Origin of the sequence: Aminobacter sp. P9b (genome assembly GCF_045345995.1) — a bacterium.
Taxonomy (GTDB): domain Bacteria; phylum Pseudomonadota; class Alphaproteobacteria; order Rhizobiales; family Rhizobiaceae; genus Aminobacter; species Aminobacter niigataensis.
In genome coordinates this window covers 570,173-596,387 of the sequence record NZ_CP150082.1, presented here as the reverse complement: position 1 = coordinate 596,387, position 26,215 = coordinate 570,173, and the positions used below count along the sequence as shown (strand labels likewise).

General features: G+C 64.3%; 20 protein-coding genes. 11 read left to right on the top strand and 9 right to left on the bottom strand.

What is annotated here, in order from left to right:
• Positions 1–11: 11 nt before the first annotated feature.
• Together WHT83_RS02980 and typA are read left to right on the top strand one after the other, a co-directional pair.
• Positions 12–971 (top strand): small ribosomal subunit Rsm22 family protein, encoded by a 960-nt coding sequence (locus tag WHT83_RS02980; RefSeq protein WP_318763391.1) that lies wholly within the window; start codon positions 12–14, stop codon positions 969–971.
• Between the two features lie 132 nt (positions 972–1,103).
• The gene (gene typA / locus WHT83_RS02975) at positions 1,104–2,924 is read left to right on the top strand and encodes a translational GTPase TypA (RefSeq protein WP_108606364.1); all 1,821 of its coding nucleotides are present in this window, start codon (positions 1,104–1,106) and stop codon (positions 2,922–2,924) included.
• A gap of 75 nt (positions 2,925–2,999) precedes the next feature.
• On the opposite strand, the gene WHT83_RS02970 is transcribed toward typA, so the two are convergent.
• Positions 3,000–3,314 carry a YciI family protein gene (locus WHT83_RS02970; protein ID WP_108606365.1) on the bottom strand — a complete coding sequence of 105 codons (315 nt, stop codon included), beginning with the start codon at positions 3,312–3,314 and terminating at the stop codon, positions 3,000–3,002.
• 203 nt (positions 3,315–3,517) lie between these two features.
• On the opposite strand from WHT83_RS02970, the gene WHT83_RS02965 reads away from it, so the two are divergent.
• The 3 genes from WHT83_RS02965 (at position 3,518) to WHT83_RS02955 (ending at position 10,593) form a co-directional block, all read left to right on the top strand.
• Positions 3,518–4,129, top strand: coding sequence for a LysE family translocator (locus WHT83_RS02965; RefSeq protein ID WP_406872924.1), 612 nt, complete (start codon positions 3,518–3,520; stop codon positions 4,127–4,129).
• 188 nt (positions 4,130–4,317) lie between these two features.
• Positions 4,318–9,102, top strand: coding sequence for an NAD-glutamate dehydrogenase (locus WHT83_RS02960; protein WP_406872923.1), 4,785 nt, complete (start codon positions 4,318–4,320; stop codon positions 9,100–9,102).
• A gap of 117 nt (positions 9,103–9,219) precedes the next feature.
• The gene (locus tag WHT83_RS02955; RefSeq protein ID WP_199914567.1) at positions 9,220–10,593 is read left to right on the top strand and encodes an MFS transporter; all 1,374 of its coding nucleotides are present in this window, start codon (positions 9,220–9,222) and stop codon (positions 10,591–10,593) included.
• A gap of 203 nt (positions 10,594–10,796) precedes the next feature.
• On the opposite strand, the gene purH is transcribed toward WHT83_RS02955, so the two are convergent.
• From purH to htpX, 4 genes are all read right to left on the bottom strand, one after another.
• The gene (purH, locus tag WHT83_RS02950) at positions 10,797–12,413 is read right to left on the bottom strand and encodes a bifunctional phosphoribosylaminoimidazolecarboxamide formyltransferase/IMP cyclohydrolase (protein ID WP_406872922.1); all 1,617 of its coding nucleotides are present in this window, start codon (positions 12,411–12,413) and stop codon (positions 10,797–10,799) included.
• Positions 12,414–12,606: 193 nt separating this feature from the next.
• On the bottom strand, positions 12,607–14,328 hold the full coding sequence (locus WHT83_RS02945) for a heparinase II/III family protein (RefSeq protein WP_108606369.1): 1,722 nt from the start codon (positions 14,326–14,328) through the stop codon (positions 12,607–12,609).
• A gap of 87 nt (positions 14,329–14,415) precedes the next feature.
• Entirely contained in the window at positions 14,416–15,819 is a 1,404-nt protein-coding gene (locus WHT83_RS02940) for an RsmB/NOP family class I SAM-dependent RNA methyltransferase (RefSeq protein ID WP_406872921.1), read from the bottom strand.
• Entirely contained in the window at positions 15,816–16,835 is a 1,020-nt protein-coding gene (htpX, locus tag WHT83_RS02935) for a zinc metalloprotease HtpX (protein WP_406872920.1), read from the bottom strand. Before htpX ends, WHT83_RS02940 begins: the two co-directional genes overlap by 4 nt.
• A gap of 106 nt (positions 16,836–16,941) precedes the next feature.
• On the opposite strand from htpX, the gene WHT83_RS02930 reads away from it, so the two are divergent.
• The 3 genes from WHT83_RS02930 (at position 16,942) to WHT83_RS02920 (ending at position 19,231) form a co-directional block, all read left to right on the top strand.
• Entirely contained in the window at positions 16,942–17,154 is a 213-nt protein-coding gene (locus WHT83_RS02930; protein ID WP_108606372.1) for a DUF1674 domain-containing protein, read from the top strand.
• A gap of 90 nt (positions 17,155–17,244) precedes the next feature.
• Positions 17,245–17,511: a PepSY domain-containing protein gene (locus tag WHT83_RS02925; RefSeq protein ID WP_183262818.1), complete on the top strand. Its 267-nt coding sequence runs from the start codon at positions 17,245–17,247 to the stop codon at positions 17,509–17,511.
• A gap of 325 nt (positions 17,512–17,836) precedes the next feature.
• Positions 17,837–19,231, top strand: a complete 1,395-nt coding sequence (locus WHT83_RS02920) for a hypothetical protein (protein WP_406872919.1) — start codon at positions 17,837–17,839, stop codon at positions 19,229–19,231.
• 331 nt (positions 19,232–19,562) lie between these two features.
• Here the strand turns inward: WHT83_RS02920 and acs are convergent, their stop codons facing one another.
• Positions 19,563–21,518 carry an acetate--CoA ligase gene (gene acs / locus WHT83_RS02915; RefSeq protein ID WP_183262816.1) on the bottom strand — a complete coding sequence of 652 codons (1,956 nt, stop codon included), beginning with the start codon at positions 21,516–21,518 and terminating at the stop codon, positions 19,563–19,565.
• Between the two features lie 313 nt (positions 21,519–21,831).
• On the opposite strand from acs, the gene WHT83_RS02910 reads away from it, so the two are divergent.
• The 3 genes from WHT83_RS02910 (at position 21,832) to WHT83_RS02900 (ending at position 24,603) form a co-directional block, all read left to right on the top strand.
• A complete protein-coding gene (locus tag WHT83_RS02910; RefSeq protein WP_055974952.1) occupies positions 21,832–22,104 on the top strand; it encodes an usg protein in 273 nt (90 codons plus the stop codon).
• 101 nt (positions 22,105–22,205) lie between these two features.
• Positions 22,206–23,333: a phospholipase effector Tle1 domain-containing protein gene (locus WHT83_RS02905; protein WP_406872918.1), complete on the top strand. Its 1,128-nt coding sequence runs from the start codon at positions 22,206–22,208 to the stop codon at positions 23,331–23,333.
• Positions 23,334–23,502: 169 nt separating this feature from the next.
• On the top strand, positions 23,503–24,603 hold the full coding sequence (locus tag WHT83_RS02900) for a branched-chain amino acid ABC transporter substrate-binding protein (protein ID WP_406873915.1): 1,101 nt from the start codon (positions 23,503–23,505) through the stop codon (positions 24,601–24,603).
• 111 nt (positions 24,604–24,714) lie between these two features.
• Here WHT83_RS02900 and WHT83_RS02895 read toward each other — a convergent pair whose 3' ends face one another.
• The 3 genes from WHT83_RS02895 to WHT83_RS02885 form a co-directional block, all read right to left on the bottom strand.
• On the bottom strand, positions 24,715–25,116 hold the full coding sequence (locus tag WHT83_RS02895; RefSeq protein WP_108606379.1) for a type II toxin-antitoxin system VapC family toxin: 402 nt from the start codon (positions 25,114–25,116) through the stop codon (positions 24,715–24,717).
• 1 nt (position 25,117) lies between these two features.
• Positions 25,118–25,372 (bottom strand): type II toxin-antitoxin system Phd/YefM family antitoxin, encoded by a 255-nt coding sequence (locus WHT83_RS02890; RefSeq protein WP_108609662.1) that lies wholly within the window; start codon positions 25,370–25,372, stop codon positions 25,118–25,120.
• Positions 25,373–25,451: 79 nt separating this feature from the next.
• The gene (locus tag WHT83_RS02885) at positions 25,452–26,114 is read right to left on the bottom strand and encodes a YggS family pyridoxal phosphate-dependent enzyme (RefSeq protein WP_108606380.1); all 663 of its coding nucleotides are present in this window, start codon (positions 26,112–26,114) and stop codon (positions 25,452–25,454) included.
• Positions 26,115–26,215: the final 101 nt, after the last annotated feature.

Below are 26,215 nucleotides of genomic sequence, written 5' to 3'. Positions count from 1 at the left end.
CCCGAAGGCAGATGGAACTACCAGCAACATTGCGGGCGGCGGTCGACCGTGCACTGGAAGGCGTGCCGCTCGCCGAGTTGCAGCGCGCCGCCGACACGCTGTCCTTGCGCTATCGTGCCGAGACGCGCGATGGCCGCCTGCACCTGTCCGACGAGATGTTTGCGCGCGCCTATCTGGCGACACGGCTGCCGGCGACCTTTGCCGCCGTGCGGGCGAGCCTCGAGAGCGCGGCTGAGCTGGTGCCGGAGTTCGCGCCGAAAAGCCTGCTCGATGTCGGTGCCGGACCGGGAACGGCACTTTGGGCAGTTTCGGATTGCTGGCCTTCGCTATCGCAAGCCCTCATGCTGGAGGCCAGCCAGTCGATCCGCAAGGTCGGCGCGGAGCTTTCCGCACATTCAGGCGTCGATAAGGTCGAATGGCGCGCGGCAGATGCCTCCAAGAGCTTCGAGGCGGAAAAAGCCGATCTGGTCACCTTGGCCTATGTGCTGGACGAGCTGTCGGCCGCGGAAGGGCTTGCGTTGGTCGAGCGGCTTTGGGCTGCCGCATCGGGACTGCTGGTGATCGTGGAGCCGGGCACGCCGGCCGGCTGGCGGCGCATGATGGTGGTGCGGTCGCGGCTCATCGAGCTGGGAGCACATCTGGTGGCGCCTTGCCCGCACAGCCAGACCTGCCCGATCGTCGAGCCCGACTGGTGCCATTTTTCGCGGCGCGTGGCGCGCTCGCGCCTGCATCGCCTGACCAAGCGCGGCGACGTGCCGTGGGAAGACGAGAAATACATCTTCCTTGCAGCTTCACGGGCGCCAGTTGAACCCTTTGCCGCCCGGGTGCTGGCGCCGGCGCGCGGCGGGTCGGGGAAGGTCCAGCTCAAACTCTGCCAGGCCAACGGTTCGGTGGAGGAGAAGCTTTTGACCAAGCGCGACGGCGAGCTGTTCAAGACGGCGCGCCGGGTCGACTGGGGCGACATTTTGTAGCCTTGCGGGGGCACGGAAAATCAGTCGATTTGTCCGCCCCCCTTTCGCATTTGCGAAAAAAGCTGTAAGAGCCCGGCCACACGAAACGCGGCGCGTCGTCAGGCAGTGCCCGCAACGCTCCCGAGTAGACATATGAACCTCCGCAATATCGCGATCATCGCGCACGTCGACCATGGCAAAACAACCCTGGTCGATGCGCTTCTCAAGCAATCCGGTTCGTTCCGTGAAAATCAGCGCGTCGCCGAGCGCGCGATGGATTCGGGCGACATCGAAAAAGAACGTGGCATCACCATCCTGGCCAAGGCGACCTCGGTCGACTGGAAGGATACCCGCATCAACATCGTCGACACGCCGGGCCACGCCGATTTCGGCGGCGAGGTCGAGCGCATCCTGTCGATGGTCGACAGCGCCATCGTTCTGGTCGACGCTGCCGAAGGCCCGATGCCGCAGACCAAGTTCGTGGTCGGCAAGGCGCTCAAGGTCGGCCTCCGTCCGATCGTGGTGATCAACAAGATCGACCGCCCCGACGCCCGCCACCAGGAAGTCATCAACGAGGTGTTCGACCTCTTCGCAGCGCTCGACGCCACCGACGAGCAGCTCGACTTCCCGATCCTCTACGGTTCGGGCCGCGATGGCTGGGTTTCCGAGAATCCGGAAGGCCCCAAGGACCAGGGCCTGGCGCCGCTGTTCGATCTCGTGCTCAAGCATGTTCCGGCGCCGACGGTTAACCCCGGCCCGTTCCGCATGATCGGCACCATTCTCGAGGCCAATCCGTTCCTCGGCCGCATCATCACCGGCCGTATCGCGGCGGGCACGCTGAAGCCCAACCAGGCGGTCAAGGTGCTGCACCATGACGGCACGCTGCTGGAAAACGGCCGCGTTACCAAGATCCTCGCCTTCCGCGGCATCGAGCGCCAGCCGATCGAAGAAGCCCATGCAGGCGACATCGTCGCCATTGCCGGTCTTTCGAAGGGCACCGTGGCCGACACCTTCTGCGATCCGTCAGTGAACGCGCCGATGGCCGCCCAGCCGATCGATCCGCCGACCGTCACCATGTCGTTCATCGTCAACGACTCGCCGCTGGCCGGCACCGAGGGCGACAAGGTGACCAGCCGCGTCATCCGCGACCGCCTGCTCAAGGAAGCCGAAGGCAACGTCGCACTCAAGATCGAGGAATCGCCTGACAAGGACTCATTCTTCGTTTCCGGCCGTGGCGAATTGCAGCTCGCGGTGCTGATCGAAACGATGCGCCGCGAAGGCTTCGAGCTTGCCGTGTCGCGTCCGCGCGTGGTCATGCAAAAGGACGAGAACGGCGAACTGCTTGAGCCCGTCGAAGAAGTCGTCATCGACGTCGACGAGGAGCATGCCGGTATCGTCGTGCAGAAGATGTCGGAGCGCAAGGCCGAGATGGTCGAGCTGCGTCCTTCGGGCGGCAACCGCCAGCGCCTGGTGTTCCACGCGCCGACGCGCGGCCTGATCGGCTACCAGTCCGAGCTTTTGACCGATACGCGCGGCACGGCTGTCATGAACCGCCTGTTCCACTCCTATCAGGCCTACAAGGGCGAGCTGCCAGGCCGCACCAATGGCGTCCTGATCTCCAACGATCAGGGCGAGTCGGTGGCATTCGCCATGTGGAACCTCGAAGATCGCGGCCCGATGGTCATCGACGCCGGCGTCAAGGTCTACCAAGGCATGATCATCGGCATCCACAGCCGCGACAACGACCTCGAGGTCAACGTGCTGAAGGGCAAGAAGCTGACCAACATCCGCGCCGCCGGCAAGGATGAAGCAGTGCGCCTGACGCCGCCGATCCGCATGACGCTCGAGCGCGCTCTGGCCTGGATCCAGGACGACGAGTTGGTCGAGGTGACGCCGAAGACCATCCGCCTGCGCAAGCTCTATCTCGACCCGAACGAGCGCAAGCGCTTCGAAAAGTCGAAGGGCGCGGCGTAAGCCACCAGATTTGATCAAAAAGGGCGTCTCCACTGGAGGCGCCTTTTTTGTTTGCAGGATAGATTGCGTCCAGCGTCACATCTCGATGATCGGCGCCACCTCGACAGAACCGCCGGCCGCAAGGATCGGGCAACCCTTGGCGATGCGCGCGGCGTCGGCAGCATCTTTCGCGTCGAAGACCGAATAGCCGCTCACCGGATTGGCGCCGCCGTCATTGCTGACCGCGCCGTTGGCGGCGACCGTCTGGGATTTGCCGACCGGTGCACCGCCGTCGACGACGGCGGCACCCAAGCCGGCGAACCAGTCCATCCAGGCCTTCATCACCTTTGCGCCTTCTTCTTCGGACTGCGGTATCGCACCGCCATGATAGACGAAGAGAAACTTGGCCATGATCAATCTCCCGTGGCGTGCCGACAGGCCGGCCACCCGGCATCTTGCCAGCGCGGGACGAACCATCTGCCCGAAGCTTGTCGCGAGCAAGGCCTCCTGGCGTCCCGCTCTATCAAGTTGCGCCATTACGGCCGGCGATCGTCCGCCAGTTGCAAGTTCCGCTCGTTGCCATAAGCTCTGGCTGCCAGTTTGAGGGAAAGACGATGGAACCGATGTCGCTTCTGATCTTTGCCGGTGCGCTGCTTGTCGCCGCGGGTTCGCCCGGCCCGTCGATCGCCGCCCTGGTTGCACGGGTGATTTCCAAGGGGTTTCGCGACGTGCTGCCGTTTCTGGCCGCGATGTGGATCGGCGAGGCGATCTGGCTGTCGCTGGCGGTGTTCGGGCTCGCCTTCGTGGCGCAGTCCTTCCACCTGGCCTTCGTGGTCGTGAAATGGCTCGGCGTCGCCTATCTCGTCTATCTTGCCTGGAAGATGTGGACTGCGCCGGTCGAGGCGCGTGAAGGCGAGATGCCGCGCCAGGATTCAGCCGTCAGGCTGTTTGCCGCCGGCATGGCGGTGACGCTGGGCAACCCCAAGATCATGATGTTCTACCTCGCTTTGCTGCCGACCATCATCGACCTCGCTTCCGTCACTGTTGTCGGCTGGCTGGAACTGACGCTGACCATGGCGGCCGTGCTGATCGCCATCGACCTCTGTTGGGTGTTTGCGGCCGCGCACGCGCGCAAGCTTTTGAGGAGCCAGCAGGCGATGCGAATCGCCAATCGGGTGAGTGCGACGACGATGGCCGGGGCCGCCGCCGCGATTGCCGTGAGGTAATGACAACGGTTTCGGCAACGTGTCGGTGGTGGGCGCCTTGCGGGCGCTGCGTCAGCCTAGAATTCAGGCATTTTCTGCCCATTCCCTAGGCGTTTTTCCATACGTTCCGTCAAACCTTTGTCGCTAAAGGCGGGCCATCTGCTACGATAGTCGCAAAAGCATGTGACGGGACGGGAGAAACTAGCGTCATGGCCGAACCAATGAAGTCGAAGGCGAGTTCCGCCAAGACTGCATCTTCCTCGAAATCCTCCAACAGACCTCCCCAGATTCTCGAACTGTTGCTTGGTCGCGCTCCGGCCGAGGACGTGGCGGACTACGAACCCGGCATGCTGGAACGGGCCGCCCAATTGGCCGAACAGGCCGTTCTCAAGCATCGCAAGGGATCTTCGGTGATCGACATCGAGACCGGGGCGGGGGTTATCCGCCATGGCCGGCCGGTAACTGTCGTAACCGTCGTCAACGACAACATGCCGTTCCTGTTCGATTCGGTCCTCGGCGAGATCACCGAGGCTGCAGGCGAGCCGGTACTCGTCACCCATCCGGTCCTCCACGTGCGCCACGGTCGCACCGGCGTCGACGAAATCCTGGGCGACGGCAAGGGCGACCAGGGCGTCGACAAGCTGAGCGTCATCCATGTGCACATCCCGCTGCTCGGCAAGGACGCCGCCGAAGCGCTGCGCGAACGGCTGAAGAAGCTGCTCGGCCAAGTCCGCGCCGCCGTCACCGACTGGAAGCGCATGCTGGCCCGGCTCGACCAGGCGATCTCGGAATTCCGCTATGCGCCGATCCCGCTCGACAAGAACGCGGTGACCGAGGCGATCGCCTTCCTGGAATGGCTGCGCGACGACAATTTCACTTTCCTTGGCATGCGCGAGTTCAAATATTCGGGCGGCGAAAAGAGCGGCACGCTGGAGCGCGCCGACAAGCCGGGCCTGGGCATCCTTGCCGACCCCGACGTGCTGGTGCTGCGCCGCGACACCGTCGATGCGATCTCTACGACGCCCGAGATCCGCGTCTTCCTGCATGGCCCCGATCCGCTGATCGTCACCAAGGCCAATGCCAAGTCGGCGGTGCACCGCCGCGCCTATCTCGACTACATCGGCGTGAAGACCTACGACGCCAAGGGCCAGCTTTCGGGCGAATTGCGCATCGTCGGCCTGTTCACCTCGACGGCCTACACCCGCTCAGTGATGAAGATCCCCTATCTGCGCTCCAAGGCCGAAGCGGTGATCCAGAAGTCGGGCTTCGATCCTGCCGATCATTCCGGCAAGGCACTGATCAACGTGCTCGAATCCTATCCGCGCGACGAGCTTTTCCAGATAGCGGTGCCGGCGCTGCGCAAGCATGCCGAGGCGATCCTCGGCCTGGTCGAGCGGCCGCGCGTTCGGGCGCTGGTCCGTGTCGACCAGTTCGACCGCTTCGTCTCGATCCTCGTCTTCGTGCCGCGCGACCGCTACGATTCGGTCGCCCGCGAGCGGATCGGCGCCTATCTCAGGAAGGTCTTCGAAGGCCGTCTGTCAGCCTATTACCCGGCCTTCCCCGAAGGCGGGCTGGCGCGCGTTCACTTCATCATCGGCCGCTCCGGCGGCAAGACGCCAAAGGTCGAGCAGGCAGCGATCGAGGCGGCGATCCGCGATATCGTCACCACCTGGGAGGACGGGCTGCGCGAAGCTTCGGCAGAGGCGGGTTCGCCCGCGTCGCTGGTCAGCGTCGCCAACCATTTTCCGCAGGACTACCAGAACAGCTTCTCGCCGGGCGCGGCCCTGCTCGACGCCGAACGGATTTCCACGATCAGCGCCGCCAATCCGATCGTCATCGACTGCTACCGCGACGCCGGCCAGGCGCCGGAACAGGCTTCGCTGAAGATCTACCACTACGGCGCACCGCTGGCGCTGTCGCGGCGTGTGCCGCTGCTCGAGAACATGGGCTTCCGCGTCATCAGCGAGCGCACCTTCGAGCTCGGCGAAAAGGGCGAAGACCAGATCTTTATCCACGACATGGAACTGGAGAACGCCTACGGCCAGCCGGTCGACCTCGCCGACGGCGGACTGCTGTTCGAGGAGGTGTTCCTGTCGGTGTGGACCGGCGACGCCGACAATGACGGCTACAACGCTTTGGCGCAGACGGCGGGGCTCGGCTCCAACGAGATCGTCATCCTGCGCGCCTATGGCCGCTACCTGCAGCAGGCCGGCATTCCGCAGAGCCAGGACTTCATCGCAGCAGCGCTCAACCGCTACCCCGATATCGCGCGCGGCCTGCACCAGATGTTCCTCGCCCGACTCGACCCGGCACAGGAGAAGGACGGGCTGGTCACGGCAAAGCATCTCAAGGCCAAGATCAAGGATGCGCTGGAGGCCGTTCCGAACATCGACGACGACACCATCATCCGGCGCTACGTCAACCTGATAGAGGCGTCGCTCCGGACCAACCATTTCGTCGCCGGCAAGAAGGAGCGGGGCCAGTCGCTGGCGATCAAGCTCGACTCGCGCAGCGTCGACGGCCTGCCGGAGCCGCGGCCCTGGCGCGAGATCTTCGTCTACGGCTCCGAGGTCGAGGGCGTGCATCTGCGCTTCGGCGCGGTGGCCCGCGGCGGCCTGCGCTGGTCGGACCGGGCGCAGGACTACCGCACCGAAGTGCTGGGCCTGGTGAAGGCGCAGCAGGTCAAGAACGCCGTCATCGTTCCGGTCGGCGCCAAGGGCGGCTTCTTCCCCAAGCGGCTGCCGGTCGGCGGCAGCCGCGATGCCATCTTCGAGGCGGGCAGGGCAGCCTACGTCAACTTCGTCTCCTCGATGCTGTCGATCACCGACAATATCGACGGCGACAAGGTTGTGCCGCCGAAGGACGTGGTGCGGCGCGATGTCGACGATCCGTATTTCGTTGTCGCCGCCGACAAGGGCACGGCAACCTTCTCGGACACCGCCAACGGCATCAGCGACAAGCACGGCTTCTGGCTCGACGATGCCTTCGCGTCGGGCGGCTCGGCCGGCTACGACCACAAGAAGATGGGCATCACCGCGCGCGGTGCCTGGGAGGCGGTGAAACGGCATTTCCGCGAGATGAACCGCGACATCCAGACCTCGCCCTTCACCGTGGTCGGTGTCGGCGACATGTCGGGCGACGTGTTCGGCAATGGCATGCTGCTCTCCGAGCAGACACGGCTGATTGCGGCCTTCGACCATCGCGACATCTTCATCGATCCCGATCCCGACATGGCGGCGTCGTTTGCCGAGCGCAAGCGCATGTTCGCGCTGCCGCGGTCGAGCTGGCAGGACTACGACAAGTCGAAGCTGTCGGCGGATGGCGTGATCGTCTCGCGGGCGCAGAAATCGGTGTCGCTGCCGGCTGCGGCGGCTGCCGCGATCGGGCTGGAGAAGACCACGGCTTCGCCGACCGAGATCATGAGCGCCATCCTGCGGGCGCCGGTCGACCTGTTGTGGTTCGGCGGCATCGGCACCTATGTGCGGGCGACCGGCGAAACCAACCAGGAGGCCGGCGACCGGGCCAATGACGCGATCCGCGCTACAGCCAACGAGGTTCGCGCCAAGGTGATCGGCGAAGGCGCCAATCTCGGTACAACGCAAAGGGCGCGCATCGAATTCGGCCTCAAGGGCGGGCGTTGCAATTCGGACGCCATCGACAATTCGGGCGGCGTGAACTCCTCCGACGTCGAGGTCAACATCAAGATCGCACTGGCTTCGGCGATGCGCGCCGGCTCGCTCCAGCGCCCGGCGCGCAACAAGCTGCTTGCCGAGATGACGGAGGAAGTGGCCGGGCTGGTTCTTGCCAACAACTACGAGCAGACGCTGGCGCTGTCTCTCGCCGCCCGCCGCGGCATGCAGGACATCGCGCACCAGGGCCGCTTCATGAGTGCGCTCGAAACGCGCGGCCTGCTCGACCGCGCGGTCGAGGACCTGCCAAGCGCGGCAGCGCTCGCCGAGCGGCAGACGCGCAACGAACCGCTGACCCGGCCCGAGCTCGGTGTGCTTTTGGCCTATGCCAAGATCGTGCTGTTCTCCGATATCGTCGCCAGCGACTTGCCCGACGATGCCCAGTTCGCGCACGACCTGATGGGCTATTTCCCCGGCCGCATGGCCAAGAAATACGAAGCTGAGATTGGCGGCCACCGGCTGCGCCGCGAGATCATCACGCGCGTGCTGGTCAACGATCTCGTCAATCGCGGCGGACCATCCTTCGTCAACCGCCTGCAGGAAGCAAGCGGCCGGTCGGCAGCGGATGTGGCGCGCGTCTTTGCGGTTGTACGCGACGGCTTTGCGCTGCCGGGACTCTATGCCGAGATCGATGCTTTGGACAATGTCGTCGATGGCATGACGCAGCTCGATCTCTACCAGGCGGTGAGCAGGCTGCTCTTTGTGACCTGCGGCTGGTACCTCAGGAACGACCACGGCGACGCCCCGCTGGCAAGCCGCATCGCTGAGTTGCATGGCGCACGCGCGGCGCTCGAGCACAAGTTCGCCGGCATGCTGCCAGCCTTCACCCAGGACCGCATCCAGAAGCGGAAGGCGGGCTTTGCCGCGGCGGGTGCGCCGGAGAAGCTGGCCGAGCGGCTGTCGCTGCTCGAAGTCGGCGAATTGGTGCCCGACATCGCGTTGGTGGCGAAGACCGCCAAGGCCGATATCGTCGCGGCCGCCAAGTCGTTCTTCGGCGTCAGCGAGGCGTTCCGCATCCCGCGCATCGAAGACGCTGCCAATGCGATATCGAGCTCCGACTACTATGAGGGGCTGGCCCTCTCTAGGGCGTCGGACACGATCGGGGCGGCACGGCGCGGCATTGCGGTGGCGGCCCTTACAGGCTTCGGCAAGGCTGCCGACCCTGTCGCGGCCTGGCTCGAGGCGGGCGGCGAGCGCATCAACCGTACCCGCGAACGGCTGCAGGCGCTGACCGAGGGCGGTGATATCAGCGTGTCGCGCCTGACCGTCGCGGCGGGCCTGATGAGCGACCTGTCAGGCCGATAGTGGCTCGTCAAACCGGCCTGCCGCGGAGATCGCGGCGGGCATTTTCCTCAAGGACCACGCAAGCGAACTGCGCTATAGCTCGCAACGACGCGCAGATGCGGCGCGCGTGGAGGGACGATGGCTGAGACGATGGTGGTTCAACGTACGCCGCGGCGTGGCGTCTGGGGCTGGATGCTGTTCGACTGGGCGGCGCAACCCTTCTTCACGGTGGTCACCACCTTCATCTTCGGCCCCTACTTCGTCTCGCGCATGGCGACCGATCCGGCCATGGGCCAGGCAGCGTGGGGCTACGGCATCGCTGCAGCGGGCTTCGTCATCGCCATCCTGTCGCCCGTCCTCGGCTCGATCGCCGACCAGACCGGGCCGCGCAAGCCGTGGATCGCCTTCTTCGCGACGATCAAGGTGCTAAGCCTGTGCATGCTCTGGTTTGCCGAACCCGGCTCGCCGCTCGTGCCGATCGTTTTGCTGTTTTCGCTGGCGTCAGTTGCGGCGGAATTCTCGATCGTGTTCAACGATTCGATGATGCCGCGCCTGGTGTCGAAGGACGAGATCGGCAAGATTTCGAACATAGCGTGGGGCCTCGGCTATCTCGGCGGCATGATCGTCCTGATCTTCGTCGTAGGCTTCCTGGCGGCATCGCCCGAAACCGGCAAGACCATCATCGGCGCCGACCCGCTGTTCGGCATCGATCCGAAACTCGGCGAGGATGCACGTGCCACCGGCCCGATCTCGGCGCTGTGGTACCTGATCTTCATCCTGCCCATGTTCCTGCTCACGCCCGACAGCGGCAAGGGCATTGCCATCCGCCCGGCCGTGCGCCTGGGCCTGAGCGAACTCAAATCGACATTGGGCGAGGTGCGCCAGCGCACCGGCATCTTCCGCTTCCTTGTCGCCCGCATGATCTACCAGGACGGCGTCAATGCACTGCTCGGGCTCGGCGGCGCGTTCGCCGCAGCGATGTTTGGCTGGACCATCACCGAGATCGGCATCTACGGCATCATTCTCAACGTCATAGCGATCTTCGGCTGCCTCGTCGCTAGTAGGCTCGACACTGGTTTCGGCTCGAAGGTGGTGGTGGTGGTTTCACTGGTGCTGCTGACGATTGCCACCATCGGCATCGTCTCGACCGGGCCGGGCTACACGTTGTTCGGTATCTGGCAGATGCCAGGCGCCGACACCGGCGGGCTGTTCGGCACCCCGGCGGAAAAGGCCTACATCGCCTTCGGCCTTTTGGTCGGTATCGCCTTCGGTCCGGTGCAGGCCTCGTCGCGCTCCTACATGGCCCGCAGCGTCTCGGCCGATGAGGCCGGGCGCTATTTCGGCCTCTATGCGTTGTCGGGCCGGGCGACGAGCTTCGTTGCGCCTTTCGTGGTCGCAACCGTCACCGCGTTGAGCGGTTCGCCGCGCCTGGGCATGGCGATGATCATCATCTTCTTTGCCGTCGGCCTGGCGGTGCTGCTGCGGACGCCTTATCCGGCGGACGAGGTGTAGTAAGCGCGTACTTCCTTCTCCCCTTGTGGGAGAAGGTGTCGCCGCAGGCGACGGATGAAGCGTGCTGGAAGAAATGAGAAGCTGCGGCGAGCGCGCTGAGCGGTGGACGCATCGAACCTGCAGTACTCCGTCCAACACCGCTCATCCGTCTCGGCGCTTCGCGCCGATCCACCTTCTCCCCCAAGGGGAGAAGGAACGTTGCCTCAGTGCCTGAAATGCCTGACGCCGGTGAAGATCATGGCGATGCCGTGCTCGTCGGCCGCGGCGATGACATCTTCGTCGCGCATCGAGCCGCCCGGCTGGATGACGGCGGTGGCGCCTGCCTCGACGGCTGACAGCAGTCCGTCGGCGAAGGGGAAGAAGGCGTCGGAGGCAACGACAGAGCCCCTGGTCAGAGGCTCGGCGAGGCCGGCAGCCTCTGCCGCGTCGAGGGCCTTGCGCGCGGCGATGCGGGAGGAATCGACCCGGCTCATCTGGCCGGCGCCGATGCCGACGGTGGCAAGGTCGCGGGCATATACGATGGCGTTCGACTTGACGTGCTTGGCGACACGGAAGGCGAACTTCATATCCTCGATCTCGCGCTGGGTCGGCTGGCGCTTGGTGACGACGTTGAGGTCGAGGGCGTCGACGATGGCGTTGTCGCGCGACTGGACGAGCAGGCCGCCGGCAACCGACTTGACCGAAAGGCCGGCGCGATCGGGATCGGGCAGGCCGCCCGTCACCAGCAGGCGCAGGTTCTTCTTGGCGGCGACGATGGCCTGGGCTTCCGGCGTGGCGTCGGGCGCGATGATGACCTCCGTGAAGATCTTGACGATCTCGTCGGCCGCTTCGGCATCGAGGATGCGGTTCATCGCGACGATGCCGCCGAAGGCGGAGACCGGGTCGCAGGCCAGCGCCTTGGCATAGGCCTCGGCAAGAGAGGCACCTTCGGCGACGCCGCACGGGTTGGCGTGCTTGATGATGGCCACCGCTGCGGTGCGCACCGGATCGAACTCGCCGGCGAGCTCGAAAGCGGCATCGGTGTCGTTGATGTTGTTGTAGGAGAGCTGCTTGCCCTGCAGCTGGGTTGCGGTCGCAACGCCGGGGCGCTTGTCGCCGGTCAGGTAGAATCCGGCCGACTGGTGCGGGTTCTCGCCGTAGCGCATGACGCTCTGCAGCTTGCCGCCGAATGCGCGCCAGTCGGGCGTGTCGATTTCGAGCGCTTCGGCAAACCAGCCGGAGATCGCGGCGTCATAGGCGGCGGTGCGGGCGAATGCCTTGGCGGCGAGCTTCTTGCGCGCCTCGTAGGACAGGCAGCCATTGTTGGCGACGATGGAGTCGAGCACGTCCTTGTAGTCGGCCGGATCGGTGACGATGGCGACATAGGCGTGGTTCTTGGCCGAGGCGCGGACCATGGCCGGACCGCCGATGTCGATGTTCTCGACGATCGAGGCGTAGTGGGCGCCGGAATCGCGGACCTCTTCGAACGGGTAAAGATTGACCACCACAAGGTCGATCGGCTCGATGCCGTGTTCGGCCATGGCGGCAGCGTGCTCGGGATCGTCGCGAACGCCGAGCAGCGCGCCGTGGACCGATGGATGCAGCGTCTTGACGCGACCGTCCATGATCTCGGGAAAGCCGGTCAGTTCGGAGACGTCGCGGACTGCGATCCCTTCGGCTGCGATGCTCTTGGCCGTGCCGCCCGTCGACACGAGTTCGACGCCGACATTGGCGAGGCACTTGGCGAATTCGATCAGGCCGGTCTTGTCGGAAACCGACAGCAGGGCGCGGCGGATCGGCACCAGATCGGGAGCGGGGATCTTCTTGGATACGACGGCCATGGCGAGGGGGCCTTTCACGGCTGGATGAGAGACGCGACTACAGCGCCGCGCGTCTTTTGGGACGCGCAAAGGACGCTGTAGCAAATTAATTGGTGCATGATCCTTTCCGAAAATCGTTACCGATTTTCGGGGTCATGCACTAGGGCGGCGTACCATATGACGCTTGGAAATCAAGGCGCGCAGCGCCTTTCGCTCAGTTTTCGAGGCGGCTGATGATGCGAGTTCGGGAGAATTGCCAGTGCACCTCGGAGACTTCCGAAGCCTTGAACGACAGCACGATCTGGCGCGAGCGGCGGGGCCCGCCGAGACCGGCGAAATAGATCGATTCCTCGACCTCGGCAGGAATGTCCGGGGAGATGAAGACCCAGGTGTCGATATCCGGGCCGGTCAGCACCAGCCGCTCCTTCTGGTCACGGAACAGCTGGACGTCGGGGTGGACGTGGAAACGCACGGCAACGAGATCGCGGCCGTCGTTCTTGATTGGCGCCTTGCCGGCGCGAAGCAGGCGGTCGCAACCCGACAGGATGCTGCCGCCGGCCGACAGGCTGAGCTCGCGCTCATGATGGAGCCCGAAGCGCTGGGCGTAGCCGTCGTGGCTGGCGACAAAGCCATGGATGCCGGGCTTGTCGAGGCGCTGGGTGGGCACCGACTTGGGGCCGCCGAACAGCGGGCTGCCGAGCAGGCCGCTGACGCGCTGCGAATGGGCGAAACTCGCCGACGAGGTGTCGTTGATCGTCACTGTCGAATGCGCGGCGGTGGCGCGCGCCAGCGGCCTCAGTTCGGCGATGCCATAGGTGTCGACGCCGGCGTTGACGATGTAGTGCTGCCGGCCCGACGACATCTCGAAGGACAGGCAGCCGGCATGGGCGTGGTTCGACACGTCGATGGGCGGGGCCGTGCCGGTGTCGGCAATGACCGTCGTGCCGCCCATGGCCAGGCGCTCGTAGCCGGAATGGGTGGCATGCAGCGGCGGCGAGCCGGCGGTGTCGTCGTGGCGCAGGATCGCGGCGATGCGGTCGTGGATGGTGGCGCCCATGCCATTGAAGCGCGCGAGGCTGCCGTCCTGGTGGCGGAAGAAGCGCAGCGCTGGCAGCATGCGCTCGACAGCATTGATCAGCGCCAAGGGCGGCTGTTCGGCCTGATTGGCATAGGTGTGGCGCAGCGGCAGGAGGTCGGCGAGGATCTCCAGCACCGCCATGGGGTTGCGCGAGACATGACCGCCGTCGGGCAGGATCTGGCGGTCGAGTTCTTCGGCGAGACTGCGCGTGGCCGAGCGCAGCGCCGAGACCGGTGCTGGCAGGGAAAGGGCGGCGAAGGCAAGCGCTATGCGGGCTCTCAGCCGGTCCTTGCCGGCGGGCATTTCGCGCGCCATCGACCGGAGGTAACGAATCTGCATCGCCAGCGAGCGCAGGAAGGACCGGTAGAAGGCGAATTCGGCGCCCTGGAGCACTACCGAGGAATGCTGCAGCCAGGCGATGATGCGCTTGGCGGTGGTCGCCGGCTCCCAGGCGACGCCTGAAATGCGGTTGCCATGCATGGCGATCCAGTCGGAGACGAGCGCCCGCGCGTTCGCCGCGGCGAGTTCAGTGCCGGCAGCGCGCATGTGGCGCAGCCAGCGGAAACCGTGCAGGCTGCGTTGCCAGCCGCGATTGGGAACGTCGACGAGGAAGGGCGACTGGCCGCCTGTTTCGACCAGATGGCCGGACAGCGGAAAGCGGCCATAGTAAATCTCAAGTGCGATCTGGGGATCGGCGAGACGCAGGTCGGGCGGCGCAATGAGCACGCGTTCGGGCGTGCGCCCGGAGTAGCGCCAGCGATAGGCCGGGCCGGCGCGCAAACGCCGGCGTGCCTTGCGCCAGAACTCCTTGGCGACGAGCGTCCACAGGCGCGTCGTGTTGTCCGCCGTAATCGACAAAAGCCCTCCCGACGCAACCCACGTCATGGTTCAAATTAGGTTGTTTCAATGGCGGGCGCGAGGGTGAATTTTTGGTAAATGCGTGGATCAGGCGAGACGACGGAAGCGCGCGGCAAAGAAGCCGTCGAGGCCGGAGACGGCGGGATTGCCGAGGTCGAGGCCTGCCGGCGTGGTACGCAAATATCCTGCGGCAGTGACGAAATCGTCGATACCGGCGACCTCGCCGACGCGAATCGGATCGAGTTCGACCTTGCCCTTGTGATCGGCGAGGAAGCCGGCGACGAGCGCCTCGCCTTCCTCGGGATCAAGCGAGCAGTTGGAAAAGACGATCCGGCCACCCGGCTTCACCAGCTTCACCGCGCGGTCGAGCAGGCCGCGCTGCACGCCGGCGAGCTTGGTGATGTCATCAGGTGATTTCGTCCACAACACGTCGGGGTGACGGCGCACGGTGCCGGTCGACGAGCACGGCGCGTCGAGCAGCGCGGCGTCGAACAATTCCTCCGGCTCGTAGGCGAGAATGTCGGCATTGACCTTGTCGGCGTCGAGGCCAAGGCGCTCGAGATTGCCGGCAAGGCGAGCGAGGCGGTTCTTCGAGGCTTCGACCGCAGTGACCTTGGCACCGGTGAGCACGAGCTGGGCGGTCTTGCCGCCGGGAGCGGCGCACAGGTCGGCGATGCGCTGGCCGGCGACATCGCCAAACAGCTTTGCCGGGAGCGCTGCGGCGGCGTCCTGGACCCACCAGGCGCCTTCAGCGAAACCGGGCAATTCGGCGACCGGACCGGCGAGGCGCTCGATGCGCACCGAGCCGGTGGACAGGACTATGCCGCCCAACTGCTCGGCCCATTTCGAGGCATCGGCCTTGATGGAGAAGTCGACAGGTGCTTCGATGCGATGCGCTGCGAGAATCTTTTGAGCTTCGTCCGCGCCATAGGCTGCGGTCAGCCGCTCGACGAACCAGCCCGGGGCGTCGTTTGTCGCCGCCAGCATCTCGGGAAGCTCGGCATCCTTGGCACGGGCAAGGGTGCGTAGCACGCCGTTGACCAGGCCTGAAAAACGCACGGTGCGCGGGTCCGCCTTGGCGTGGGTGACAGCGAGGTCGACGGCAGCGCTGTCGGGGATGTCGAGGAACAGGATCTGGGCCGCCGCGACATGCAGGATATGGGAGAGCACCGTGGCGTTGGCCGGGAGCGGCTTCTCCAAGCGCCGCGCGAGCAGCTTGGCGATGGTGACACGATAGCGCAGCGCCGTGGCGAGGATGGCGCGGACGAGACCGCGGTCGCGCAGGTCCAGCGCCCGGAACTGCGGATGGCCGTGCTCGTGATCGGTCAAGCCGTCGAGCGGCGTCCTGGCGTCAATTGTGGCGGCAAGCAGGCGCGCGGCGGCCATGCGCGCGGCGATGCCGGGGACATCGGGGACGATGGATGGCCGGTTACCCTTGCTGTCGCCGGTGCGTGCGCGGTTGCGCTTGGGGTCGCGCTGGTCGGCGCTCACGACCTCGGGCCTTTCGGCCCGGTCGGATTGCGGCCCCATGGGCCGGACGGGCGCGGCTGCTCGGGTGCCGCCTCCTCGGAGGGGCGACCGCCCCACGGGCCCTGCTGGCTGGAAGGAGCGGTGCGCTGGGCGGTCGGTTGCTGTGGTGCCGTGCGCGATGCAGGACGACTGACACCCTCATTCGCCATCGCCTGAAGGGCGGCGATGCGGTTTTCGGTATTGGGGTGGGTCGAAAAGAGATTGTCCATGCGCTCGCCGGATAGAGGATTGATGATGAAGAGGGGAGCCATGGCAGGATTGCGCTCGGCTTCGGGGTTGTGGATGCGTTCGACGTTGCGGGCGATCTTGTCAAGTGCGGAGGCGAGCCAAAGCGGGTTGCCGCAGATCTCGGCGCCGCGACGGTCGGCCGAATATTCGCGCGTTCGGCTGATCGCCATCTGCACCAGCATGGCGGCGAAGGGGGCGACGATCATCGCCACCAGCACGCCGATGAAGCCGAGCGGATTGTTGTTGTCGCGGTTGCCGCCGAAGAAGAAGGCGAAGTTGCCGAGCATCGAGATCGCGCCGGCAATCGTCGCGGTGATCGTCATGATCAGCGTGTCGCGGTTCTCGACGTGGGCGAGTTCGTGCGCCATCACGGCCGCGACCTCTTCGTGGCTGAGGCGCTGCAACAGGCCGGTGGTGGCGGCGACGGCGGCATTTTCAGGATTGCGGCCGGTGGCAAAGGCGTTGGGCTGCGGATTGTCGATCAGGTAGACCTTCGGCATCGGCAGGCCGGCATTGGCGGCAAGCCCGCGCACGATGGCGTAGTATTCCGGCGCGTTGCGCTCGTCGACCTCGACGGCGTGGTTCATGCGCAGAACCATCTTGTCGGAGTTCCAGTAGCTGAACAGGTTCATGCCCGCCGCGATCAGGAACGCGATGGTCATGCCGCCCGAACCGCCGATCAGGTAGCCGACGCCCATGAACAGCGCCGTCATGGTCGCCAGAAGCATCGCCGTCCGCATCATGTTCATCGTCCGCTCCGTCCTTTTCCGTACGCGCCAGGGTCGATCCCGGCTGCGCGCTTCGCTATATGATGGGAGAGACGAGGGTGCGTTTCAATCATTTCCGAGGAATCCCATGAACGACGCCATGCCGCAAATCGAGCCGGAGCAGCCGGCGCCGAAGGAGCTTTCGCCGGCTGCCAAACGCGCCTTGGCTGAAGCCGAGGCACGCCGCGAAGCCTACAGGGCGCAGGAGGCGAAGCTGCCGCGCGAGATCGGCGGCCGCGGCGGCAAGGAGCCCGGGCGCTACGGCGACTGGGAAATCAAGGGGCTGACCAGCGACTTCTGACGGCAATTAGGCTCGTGTGTACCTTGCTGGCAGCGATGGAACGGAAGTCGTGAGCCGTTCGTTTTCCCAAGAATTGCGCAAGGAGCTGCTATGACCAAGATGATTTCGGGACTCGTGCTTGCTGTATTGCTTGCCGCCATGCCGGCGCACGCCCAGACCAAGGATCCGGCGGTGCCGCCGCAGAATTCGCTCAAGCTGTCCGAGATCATCGCCAAGATCGAGCAGCGCGATCAGTTCCACTACATCTCCGAGATCGATTGGGAGAGTGAAGGCTATTATGACGTGGTTTATTACACGTCTGATAAAGCCAAGGTTGAAATCAAGATCGATCCGGTCAGCGGCGAGCCGAGGAGGTAGGCCGATTGGCATCAGCCTCCCTGACCTATGACTGTCGCCGATGGGTATGTTGGTGGTCACTGGCAGATTTTGGGACACCTCCGACGCACCGAAACGGAACAGTTCGCAACCGGCCTTGGAAATCGCAATGCATCATGGTTAGCGAATGGTGAAGAAGTCGCGCATCCCGCGGCTGTGTTTACGCTTCATTTACGTTGATGCCAGCTGAAATCTCGCGAATTCAATAACTTGTCGATGCGCCGGTCAGTTAGGACCGGTAGAAGGCCGACACGGCCAGTTTCCTGCAACGCCCTTCGCCAGAGGCAATCGAATGGCGGGACGGGACATGTTGCAATTTCGGAAGGTGGGACGGACGGCACTTCGCCTGGCCGGGGATCGTCGGGGCAATTTTGCCGTCCTGGGCGGCGTGACGATTCCGTTGCTGGCCATGGCTGCCGGGTTCGGGCTCAACATCGTCCAGCTTTCCAATGTCAAATCCAGCCTGTCGCTGGCGGTCGATGCTGCGGTGACGTCGACGGCCCGCGACCTGACGACAGGGAGGATCAAGCCGGAAGATGCGGACTCCTCCGTCCGGACGCTCCTCGAGGTCAACGCCGCGAACCTGCTGGCGCCGGGCGAGAAGGTGGTGCTGCGCAGTGTGACCGTCGACAAGCTGGCGGGCACGGTCGAGGCGACCGCCGAGATCGACGTCGACATCTTCTTCCCGCTCTTCGGTACGGCCAATCGCCAGCGCGTTTCGGCAACGACCGCGTCCCTCTATTCCGACAAGCGCATCGAAGTTGCGATGATGCTCGATGTCACCGGCTCCATGGGCGGGCAGAAGATCAAGGACCTGAAGACGGCCGCCCAGAACGCCGTCAGCATCCTTCTAACCGGCCAGGACGCCGACAAGCCGCGCATACGCATTGCGCTGGTTCCCTATGCCGAGGCGGTCAACACCGGCGGGCTTTCGGATGCCGTCTTCGTCGAGAAGCCGGGCAAGTCGGACCTGCCGCCGCCGATCGATGCCGTTCAGGCCGTGTCCGCCAGCAGCGGTGGCGACGGTTGCGCCACCGAGCGCAAGGACAAGGACGGAGCCGCCGACTTCAGCGATGACGGACCCTATACCGAGCGCGAGAACAACAAGGGCGAGATCTACCTCGCCAGGGTCAATCGCGACGACCGGGTGGGGTCTTGCCCCTCGGCGAAGCTGATACCGCTAACCGCCGATATGGCGAAGCTGACGACCGCGATCGACGGTTTCAGGGCGAACGGGGTGACAGCAGGCGGCATCGCTGCGCAATGGGGCTATTACATGCTTTCGCCCAAATGGCGTACCGCCATCAAGGATGCGAACATCGGTGCGGGCCCAGCTGACCACGATGCCAAGAAGATCGCGAAGGTTGCGATCCTGATGACCGACGGCCTGTTCAACACCGCCTTCGCAGGCGTGTCCGGGAAGGCCCAGGGCGGCCAGTCGGCCAAGTCCGGAAGCTACGCCGAAAGCATCTGCGCCAACATGAAGAAGGACGGCATCGAGGTTTTCACCATCGGCTTCGATCTCGACAACAAGGATACCTCGAAATCCGAAAGGAATGCAGCCAAGGCCGTGCTCAAGAACTGCGCGACGCCGGATACCGCAACCTTGAAGCGTTATTTCGAAGTCTCGACGGGCAAGGAACTCGACGATGCCTTCCAAACCATCGCCCGCAACATCGAACGGCTGTCGCTGACCAAATAGGCGCGATCTCCAGGAATCAAAAAGGCCGCGCTTCTTGCGAAGACGCGGCCTTTCCGTGTTTCGTCCGTGGCGCGGCCGTCAGCGGCAATGCCTGGGGCATCACCTGCCGCACGTCATGCATCGCTCAGGAAGGCTGCTTCCCGAGAAGGCAATCCGTAGAGGCCACGTTCAGGAAAACGAAATCACTCGACATCGGATCACCTCCTTTCAGTTCGTTGAACACGAATAGCAAGGTGGGGTCTTTTCGCAGTTTGCGCAAGTGCGACCATCGATCTAGTCGCACTTGCAGGCCGGCTCCCCTCGCACCGGTGGCGCGAGGGGATGGGTCCGTTCAGGCGCGCTTGTTCTGGCGGTTGGCAACGAGATCGTCGACGACGGCCGGATCGGCCAGCGTCGAGGTGTCGCCCAATGCGCCGAAATCGTCCTCGGCGATCTTGCGCAGGATGCGGCGCATGATCTTGCCGGAGCGCGTCTTGGGCAGGCCAGGCGCGAACTGGATCTTGTCGGGCGAGGCGATGGCGCCGATCTCCTTGCGGACGTGGGCGACGAGCTCCTTGCGCAGGTCCTCGGTGGCCTCGATGCCGGACATCAGCGTGACATAGCTGTAGATGCCCTGGCCCTTGATGTCGTGGGGGTAGCCGACCACGGCGGCTTCCGAGACCTTGTCGTGGCTGACCAGTGCCGACTCGACTTCCGCCGTGCCCATGCGGTGGCCGGAGACGTTGATGACGTCATCGACGCGGCCGGTGATCCAGTAGTAGCCGTCTGCGTCGCGGCGGCAGCCGTCGCCGGTGAAGTACTTGCCCTTGTAGGTGGCGAAATAGGTCTGGATGAAGCGCTCGTGGTCGCCATAGACGGTGCGCATCTGGCCCGGCCAGGAATCGGCGATGCACAGATTGCCGTCGGCAGCGCCTTCGAGCAGCTTGCCTTCATTGTCCACCAGCTCGGGGACCACGCCGAAGAACGGCCGCGTCGCGGAGCCCGGCTTGAGGTCGGTGGCGCCAGGCAGCGGCGTGATCAGGATGCCGCCGGTCTCGGTCTGCCACCAGGTGTCGACGATCGGCACCTTCTTGTCGCCGACGACGTTGTAGTACCACTCCCAGGCTTCGGGGTTGATCGGCTCGCCGACCGAACCCAGCACGCGCAGCGACTTGCGCGAGGATGTCTTCACGTGGTCGTCGCCCGCACCCATCAGCGCGCGGATGGCGGTGGGCGCGGTGTAAAAGATGTTGACCTTGTGCTTGTCGACGACATCCCAGAAGCGCGAAGCGGAGGGATAGTTGGGCACGCCCTCGAACATCAGCGTGGTGGCGCCGTTGGCGAGCGGACCATAGACGATGTAGCTGTGGCCGGTGACCCAGCCGACATCGGCCGTGCACCAGTAGATGTCGCCGTCATGATAGTCGAAGACATACTGGTGGGTCATCGCGGCATAGACGAGATAGCCGCCGGTCGTGTGCAGCACGCCCTTGGGCTTGCCGGTCGAGCCGGAGGTGTAGAGGATGAACAGCGGATCCTCGGCCTTCATCTTCTCGGGCTTGCACTCGGCCTTCACCGAGCGGACTTCGTCGTGGTACCAGCGGTCGCGGCCCGGAGCCCAGCCGATCTTGCCGCCGGTGCGGCGCACGACCAGCACGTCCTTGACCATGACGTGGTTCTTGGCGGCAATGTCGATCGCCTTGTCGGTGTTTTCCTTGAGCGGGATCGCCTTGCCGCCGCGCAGACCTTCGTCGGCGGTGATGACGAAGGTCGATTCGCAGTCGACGATGCGGCCGGCCAGAGCGTCGGGCGAGAAGCCGCCGAAGACGATCGAATGGATGGCGCCGATGCGCGTGCAGGCGAGCATCGCATAGGCTGCCTCGGGGATCATCGGCATGTAGATGGTGACGCGGTCACCTTTCTTGACGCCGTGCTTCTTCATGACGTTGGCGAGGCGGCAAACGTGCTCGTAGAGCTCGTTGTAGGTGATCTTCTTGTCGTCGTAAGGGTTGTCGCCTTCCCAGATGATGGCGGTCTGGTTGCCGCGCTTCTTCAGATGGCGGTCGATGCAGTTGTAGGAGACGTTGGTCAGGCCGTCTTCGAACCACTTGATCGAGACCTTGCCCTCGAAGGAAGTGTTCTTGACCTTGGTGTAGGGCTTGAACCAGTCGATCCGCTTGCCGTGCTTGCCCCAGAACTTGTCGGGGTTCTTGACGCTCTCGCCATACCATTTCAGGTAGGTGTCGTTGTCGATGAGCGCATTCTTCTTCCACGCCGGCTGGATGCGGTGGACACGGACTTCGGACATTTCTTTCCCTTCCTCCCGGATGCGATCCGACGGCCCCTGATGGCCTGCGGACGGCGACCTCAGGGCCGCACGTTGGCGCGCATTATTATCAATTTGCAGTGCGTCACAATATTAGACATTGGATTTGCCTCGACACATTCCGCAGCGGCAAATCGCCGCCGCTATATAGCTATCAGCAATGGCCGCGGTCGAGTGCTAAACGGCTGATTTCTTGGAACTTATCACGGGCGGATCACGTTCATTTTAGTGGACGGTTAACGACCGCGGCGCAGACTCATGCCGTGGAGGAGTTGTTCGACACGGAAGGCTTGCGATGCGCGACACTTCTGAACTGGAACTGATGCTGAAGGGCTACGGCCTGACGACAGCTGAAATTCTCTACCATCTGCCTGACCATCCGCACGTGCTGCAGACATATATCTGGCAGGACTACGACCTGGCGCCGAAATTCCCAATCCTGTTCGGCTTCATCGAGTTCTGGCGGGCCAAGCTCGACGGCCCGCTGCATTCGGTGCACTACACCCATCGCAAGCTGATCGCGCCCAACGAGTGGCGCAAGGTGGATGGCGAGTTCCTCATGCACTAGGCGGACTGCCGGTTAACCTTGCGCGGCCAATTGTGCGCAGGCGGGCGTGTGTCGCATGCTAGTATCCGCCGTCGGTGGAGCGACAGTCGGCGGGAGGCGGCATGTCTCAGGCAAGCGGCGCTTGGGTTCTGATCTTTTCCGACGGCACCGGGCAGCGCGGCGTCCGGGCCGACGAGATCGAGCAGGTCGGCGATCGCCAGTTCAAGAATACCAATGTCTTCCAGATGTACTCGGCCATCGACGGCAGGCCGGGCATCCGCGCCTTCTACGATGCCGGGCTCGGCGCGCCGGAAGCAGGTGAGTGGAACTGGACGCGCACCCTGCGCAATCTCTGGAGCAAGGCCACCGGCTGGGGTATCACCGCAAACATCGTCGATTGCTATGAAGCGCTGATGTTGGATTGGCAGCCCGGCATGAAGATCGGGCTCTTCGGCTTTTCCCGCGGCGCCTACACGGTGCGCTGCCTTGGCGGCGCGCTGGCGACATGCGGGATCGCGACCACAGATCGCGGCGGGCCGATATCGCGGGACAAGGAGGGCGCCGGTGCAAAGCGGCGAAGGGCCATCGCCGACGAAGCCGTCAGCGCCTACAAGATCAGGGACAAATCCGAGCGGCAGAAGGCCGGTTCCGACTTTGGCGCCAGATACGGTGCAGTACCCGTCGTTCCCGATGTGATCGGCGTGTTCGACACGGTCCGCGCGCTCGGGCTGCCTGGCATCATGAACATGGTGAACCCCTACAAGCACGCGTTCCACGACAACGAACTGTCGGTACGCGTGCCCGTGGGCTTGCATGCGCTCTCCATCGACGAAAACCGCAAGGCGTTCGCTCTGGTGCCTTGGGACGAGGTCGATGCCGACGCCAGGGCGTCGGGCCAGGTTGTCGAACAATGCTGGTTCCCGGGCGTGCATTCCGACATCGGTGGCGGCTATGACGACGACGACAACCTGGCCAAGCTCAGTCTCGGCTGGATGCTGGAGAGGCTGCGCAGCTTGTCCGGCCTCGATTTTCCCATCGCAGTCGAGCTCGAGGGAAAGGTGCTTGGCCTCGCGCATGACGAGCGCACGGGTCTGGGTGTCTTCTGGCTGCCGGGAGCGCGCTCCATTCAAGGCAAGGAGGTCGATGTCGACAGGCTGTGCGTCGATATCGAGCAGCGCTTCGACGGCTACAGTCCTCGCTACAGGCCGGGCTCGCTGAGCCGGCATCCGCGGGTGCGGCGCTACTTCTGACGCGTGGTTTCGTCGCTGCCGGTGGCCTGTGACAGAGGCTGGCACAAATCAATCGCGGGCGATGTGGCCACTGGGCTGATTGCAAGCAGGTCCCGGGACGGGTATTCCGCCACAAGAACTTCCGCTGTGCCCTCGAGGCTTGCGGGTTAAAGGGAGAGTTACGATGAACATGAAGATCCTAGCTGGCGTCTCGCTCGCTGCTTTGCTTGCCTTTGGCTCTGCAGCACGCGCCGACATCACCATTGGCCTTGTTGCGCCGCTGACCGGTCCGGTCGCGGCCTATGGCGCACAGGTCAAGAACGGCGCCCAGGCGGCTGTCGATGCCATCAACGAGAAGGGCGGCATCCTCGGCGAGAAGGTCATTCTGAAGCTCGCCGACGATGCGGGCGATCCCAAGCAGGGCGTTTCGGCCGCCAACCTGCTGGTCGGCGAAAGCGTGCAGTATGTGGTCGGTCCGGTGACTTCGGGCGTCGCGATCCCTGCTTCGGACGTGTTTGCCGAAAACGGCATCCTGATGGTGACTCCGACTGCGACCGCGCCTGATCTCACCACCCGTGGCCTGACCAACGTGCTGCGCACCTGCGGCCGCGACGACCAGCAGGCCGAAGTCGCCGCCGCCTATGTCCTCAAGAACATGAAGGACAAGCGCGTCGCGGTCATCGACGACAAGGGCACTTACGGCAAGGGCCTGGCGGATGCCTTCAGGGCGGCGATCAACGCCGGCGGCCTGAAGGAAGTGCAGCAGAACTCGCTGACCCCGGGTGAGAAGGACCTTTCGGCCCTCGTCACGCGCATCAAGGCGGACAATGTCGACGTGATCTACTTCGGCGGCTATCACCCCGAAGGCGGTCTTCTGGCCCGCCAGCTGAAGGACGGCGGCGTTAATGCCGTCATCATCGGCGGCGAAGGACTCTCCAACACCGAGTTTTGGGCCATCGGCAACGAGGCTGCGGCCGGCACGCTGTTCACCAACGCGTCCGACGCGCTGAAGAACCCGGCTTCAGCCGACGCCGTCAAGGTTCTCGAAGGCAAGGGCATCCCGCCGGAAGCCTTTACGCTCAACGCCTATGCGGCCGTCGAAGTGCTCAAGGCCGGCATCGAGAAGGCTGGCAAGGCCGACGACACGGCAGCAGTTGCCGCGGCGCTCAAGTCGGGCGAGCCGATCGCCACCGCCATCGGCAACCTGACCTACGGCGAGAGCGGCGACCTGACCTCGCCGAGCTTCTCGCTGTTCAAGTGGGAAGGCGGCAAGATCGTCGCAGCCGAATAGGCCACTGCGAAATTGCTTGAAGAGGGCCGGGGCGCAAGCTCCGGCCTTTTGTACATGCGCGGACTATGGCCCGTTCTATCCCGTTCTGTCCAGGCAGGCCCGCGAGTCAGTCTACAGGGTCCAGGGGTTAAGCAGCGGAACGCTGATGCCGTCGAAATCGGCGACGTTTCGTGTCACAAGAACGAGATCGTGAGCCAGCGCCGTGGCGGCAATGAGCGAGTCGGCGCTGCCTCTTGTCCGTCCGGCAGTCAGCCGGCCCCAAGTCAGCGCAACCTCCTCGGTTATCGGGAGAATTCGTTTTTCGTTGTCGTGGCGCAATTTGCGCAACCATAGTTCCAGGCGTCTTGCCCGTTCTGCGTCCTGCTGCTGCAGCTTGATGATGCCGCGTTCGATCTCACCTATGGTGATGACGCTCAAGTTGACCGAATACGGGTCGATCGTGGCAAGCCAATCCGTGGGCTTTGGAAGCCGCCTTTGGACATCGGAGACAATGTTCGTATCGAGCAGGTACATATCATAGCTCGATATCGCGGATCATGTTGTCTGGACGACGCTCGACCTCCGCTGCAAACTCTTCGTCCCAAGTTGGACCGGTCAGCAGGTATTCAGCAATCGATTTCCGCTTGCCCGCAAGCTTTTCGTACTCTTCCGTCGAAAGCACCACTACAGCCGGCTCGCCCCGCACCGTCACTGTCTGCGGTCCCTCGTTGCGGGCACGTTGGACGAGCTTGGAGAAATTGTTCTTGGCGTCCTGCAGATGCCAGTTCATGGTCATCACCTAGCTAGCTTGGCTAGCCAGAATATAGTGCAAGATACCGACCGGTTCAACGGACTCCTGAATTGCCGTCCTACCGGCTGCCGAAGATCGCCGAGCCGACCCGGACGCTGGTGGCGCCGAATGCAACCGCAAGTTCATAGTCGCCCGACATGCCCATAGACAGCTTTTCGACACCAGCTTCGCGCGCCAGTTTTTCCAGCAGCGCGAAATGCGGTCCGGGATTCTCGTCGGCTGGCGGGATGCACATCAGCCCTTCGATGGCGAGGGCGTGGACCTCGCGGCAGCGCTTGACGAAGGCAACGGCCTCGCGCGGTTCGATGCCGGCCTTCTGCGGCTCGGAGCCGGTGTTGACCTGGACATAGAGTCTTGGCGCGCGGCCCTGGCGTTCGATTTCCTTGGCAAGCTCCGCTGCGATCTTCTCGCGGTCGACCGTCTCGATGACGTCGAACAGGACGACGGCCTCCTTGGCCTTGTTGGACTGGAGGGGGCCGATGAGATGCAGTTCGATGTCGGGGAACTCGGCCTTCAGTTCAGGCCACTTGCCCTGCGCTTCTTGGACGCGGTTTTCGCCGAAGGCGCGCTGGCCGGCTTCGATGACAGGGCGGATGTGCTCGGCGTCGAACGTCTTGGACACGGCCACGAGCGTGGCGGAGCCGTCCGGCCGGTTGGCCTCGCGCTCGGCCGCACCTATCTTATGCTTCACCAGGGTGAGTTGTTCGACCGAGCTTTTCATACTTTGGCCCTGCTGCTTTTTGCCCGCCCCCGGCCTGCCGGAGTTGACGGGTCCGGGAATCCATGGTGAACACCCGGCAACGATTTCCTGAACCGCGGGTT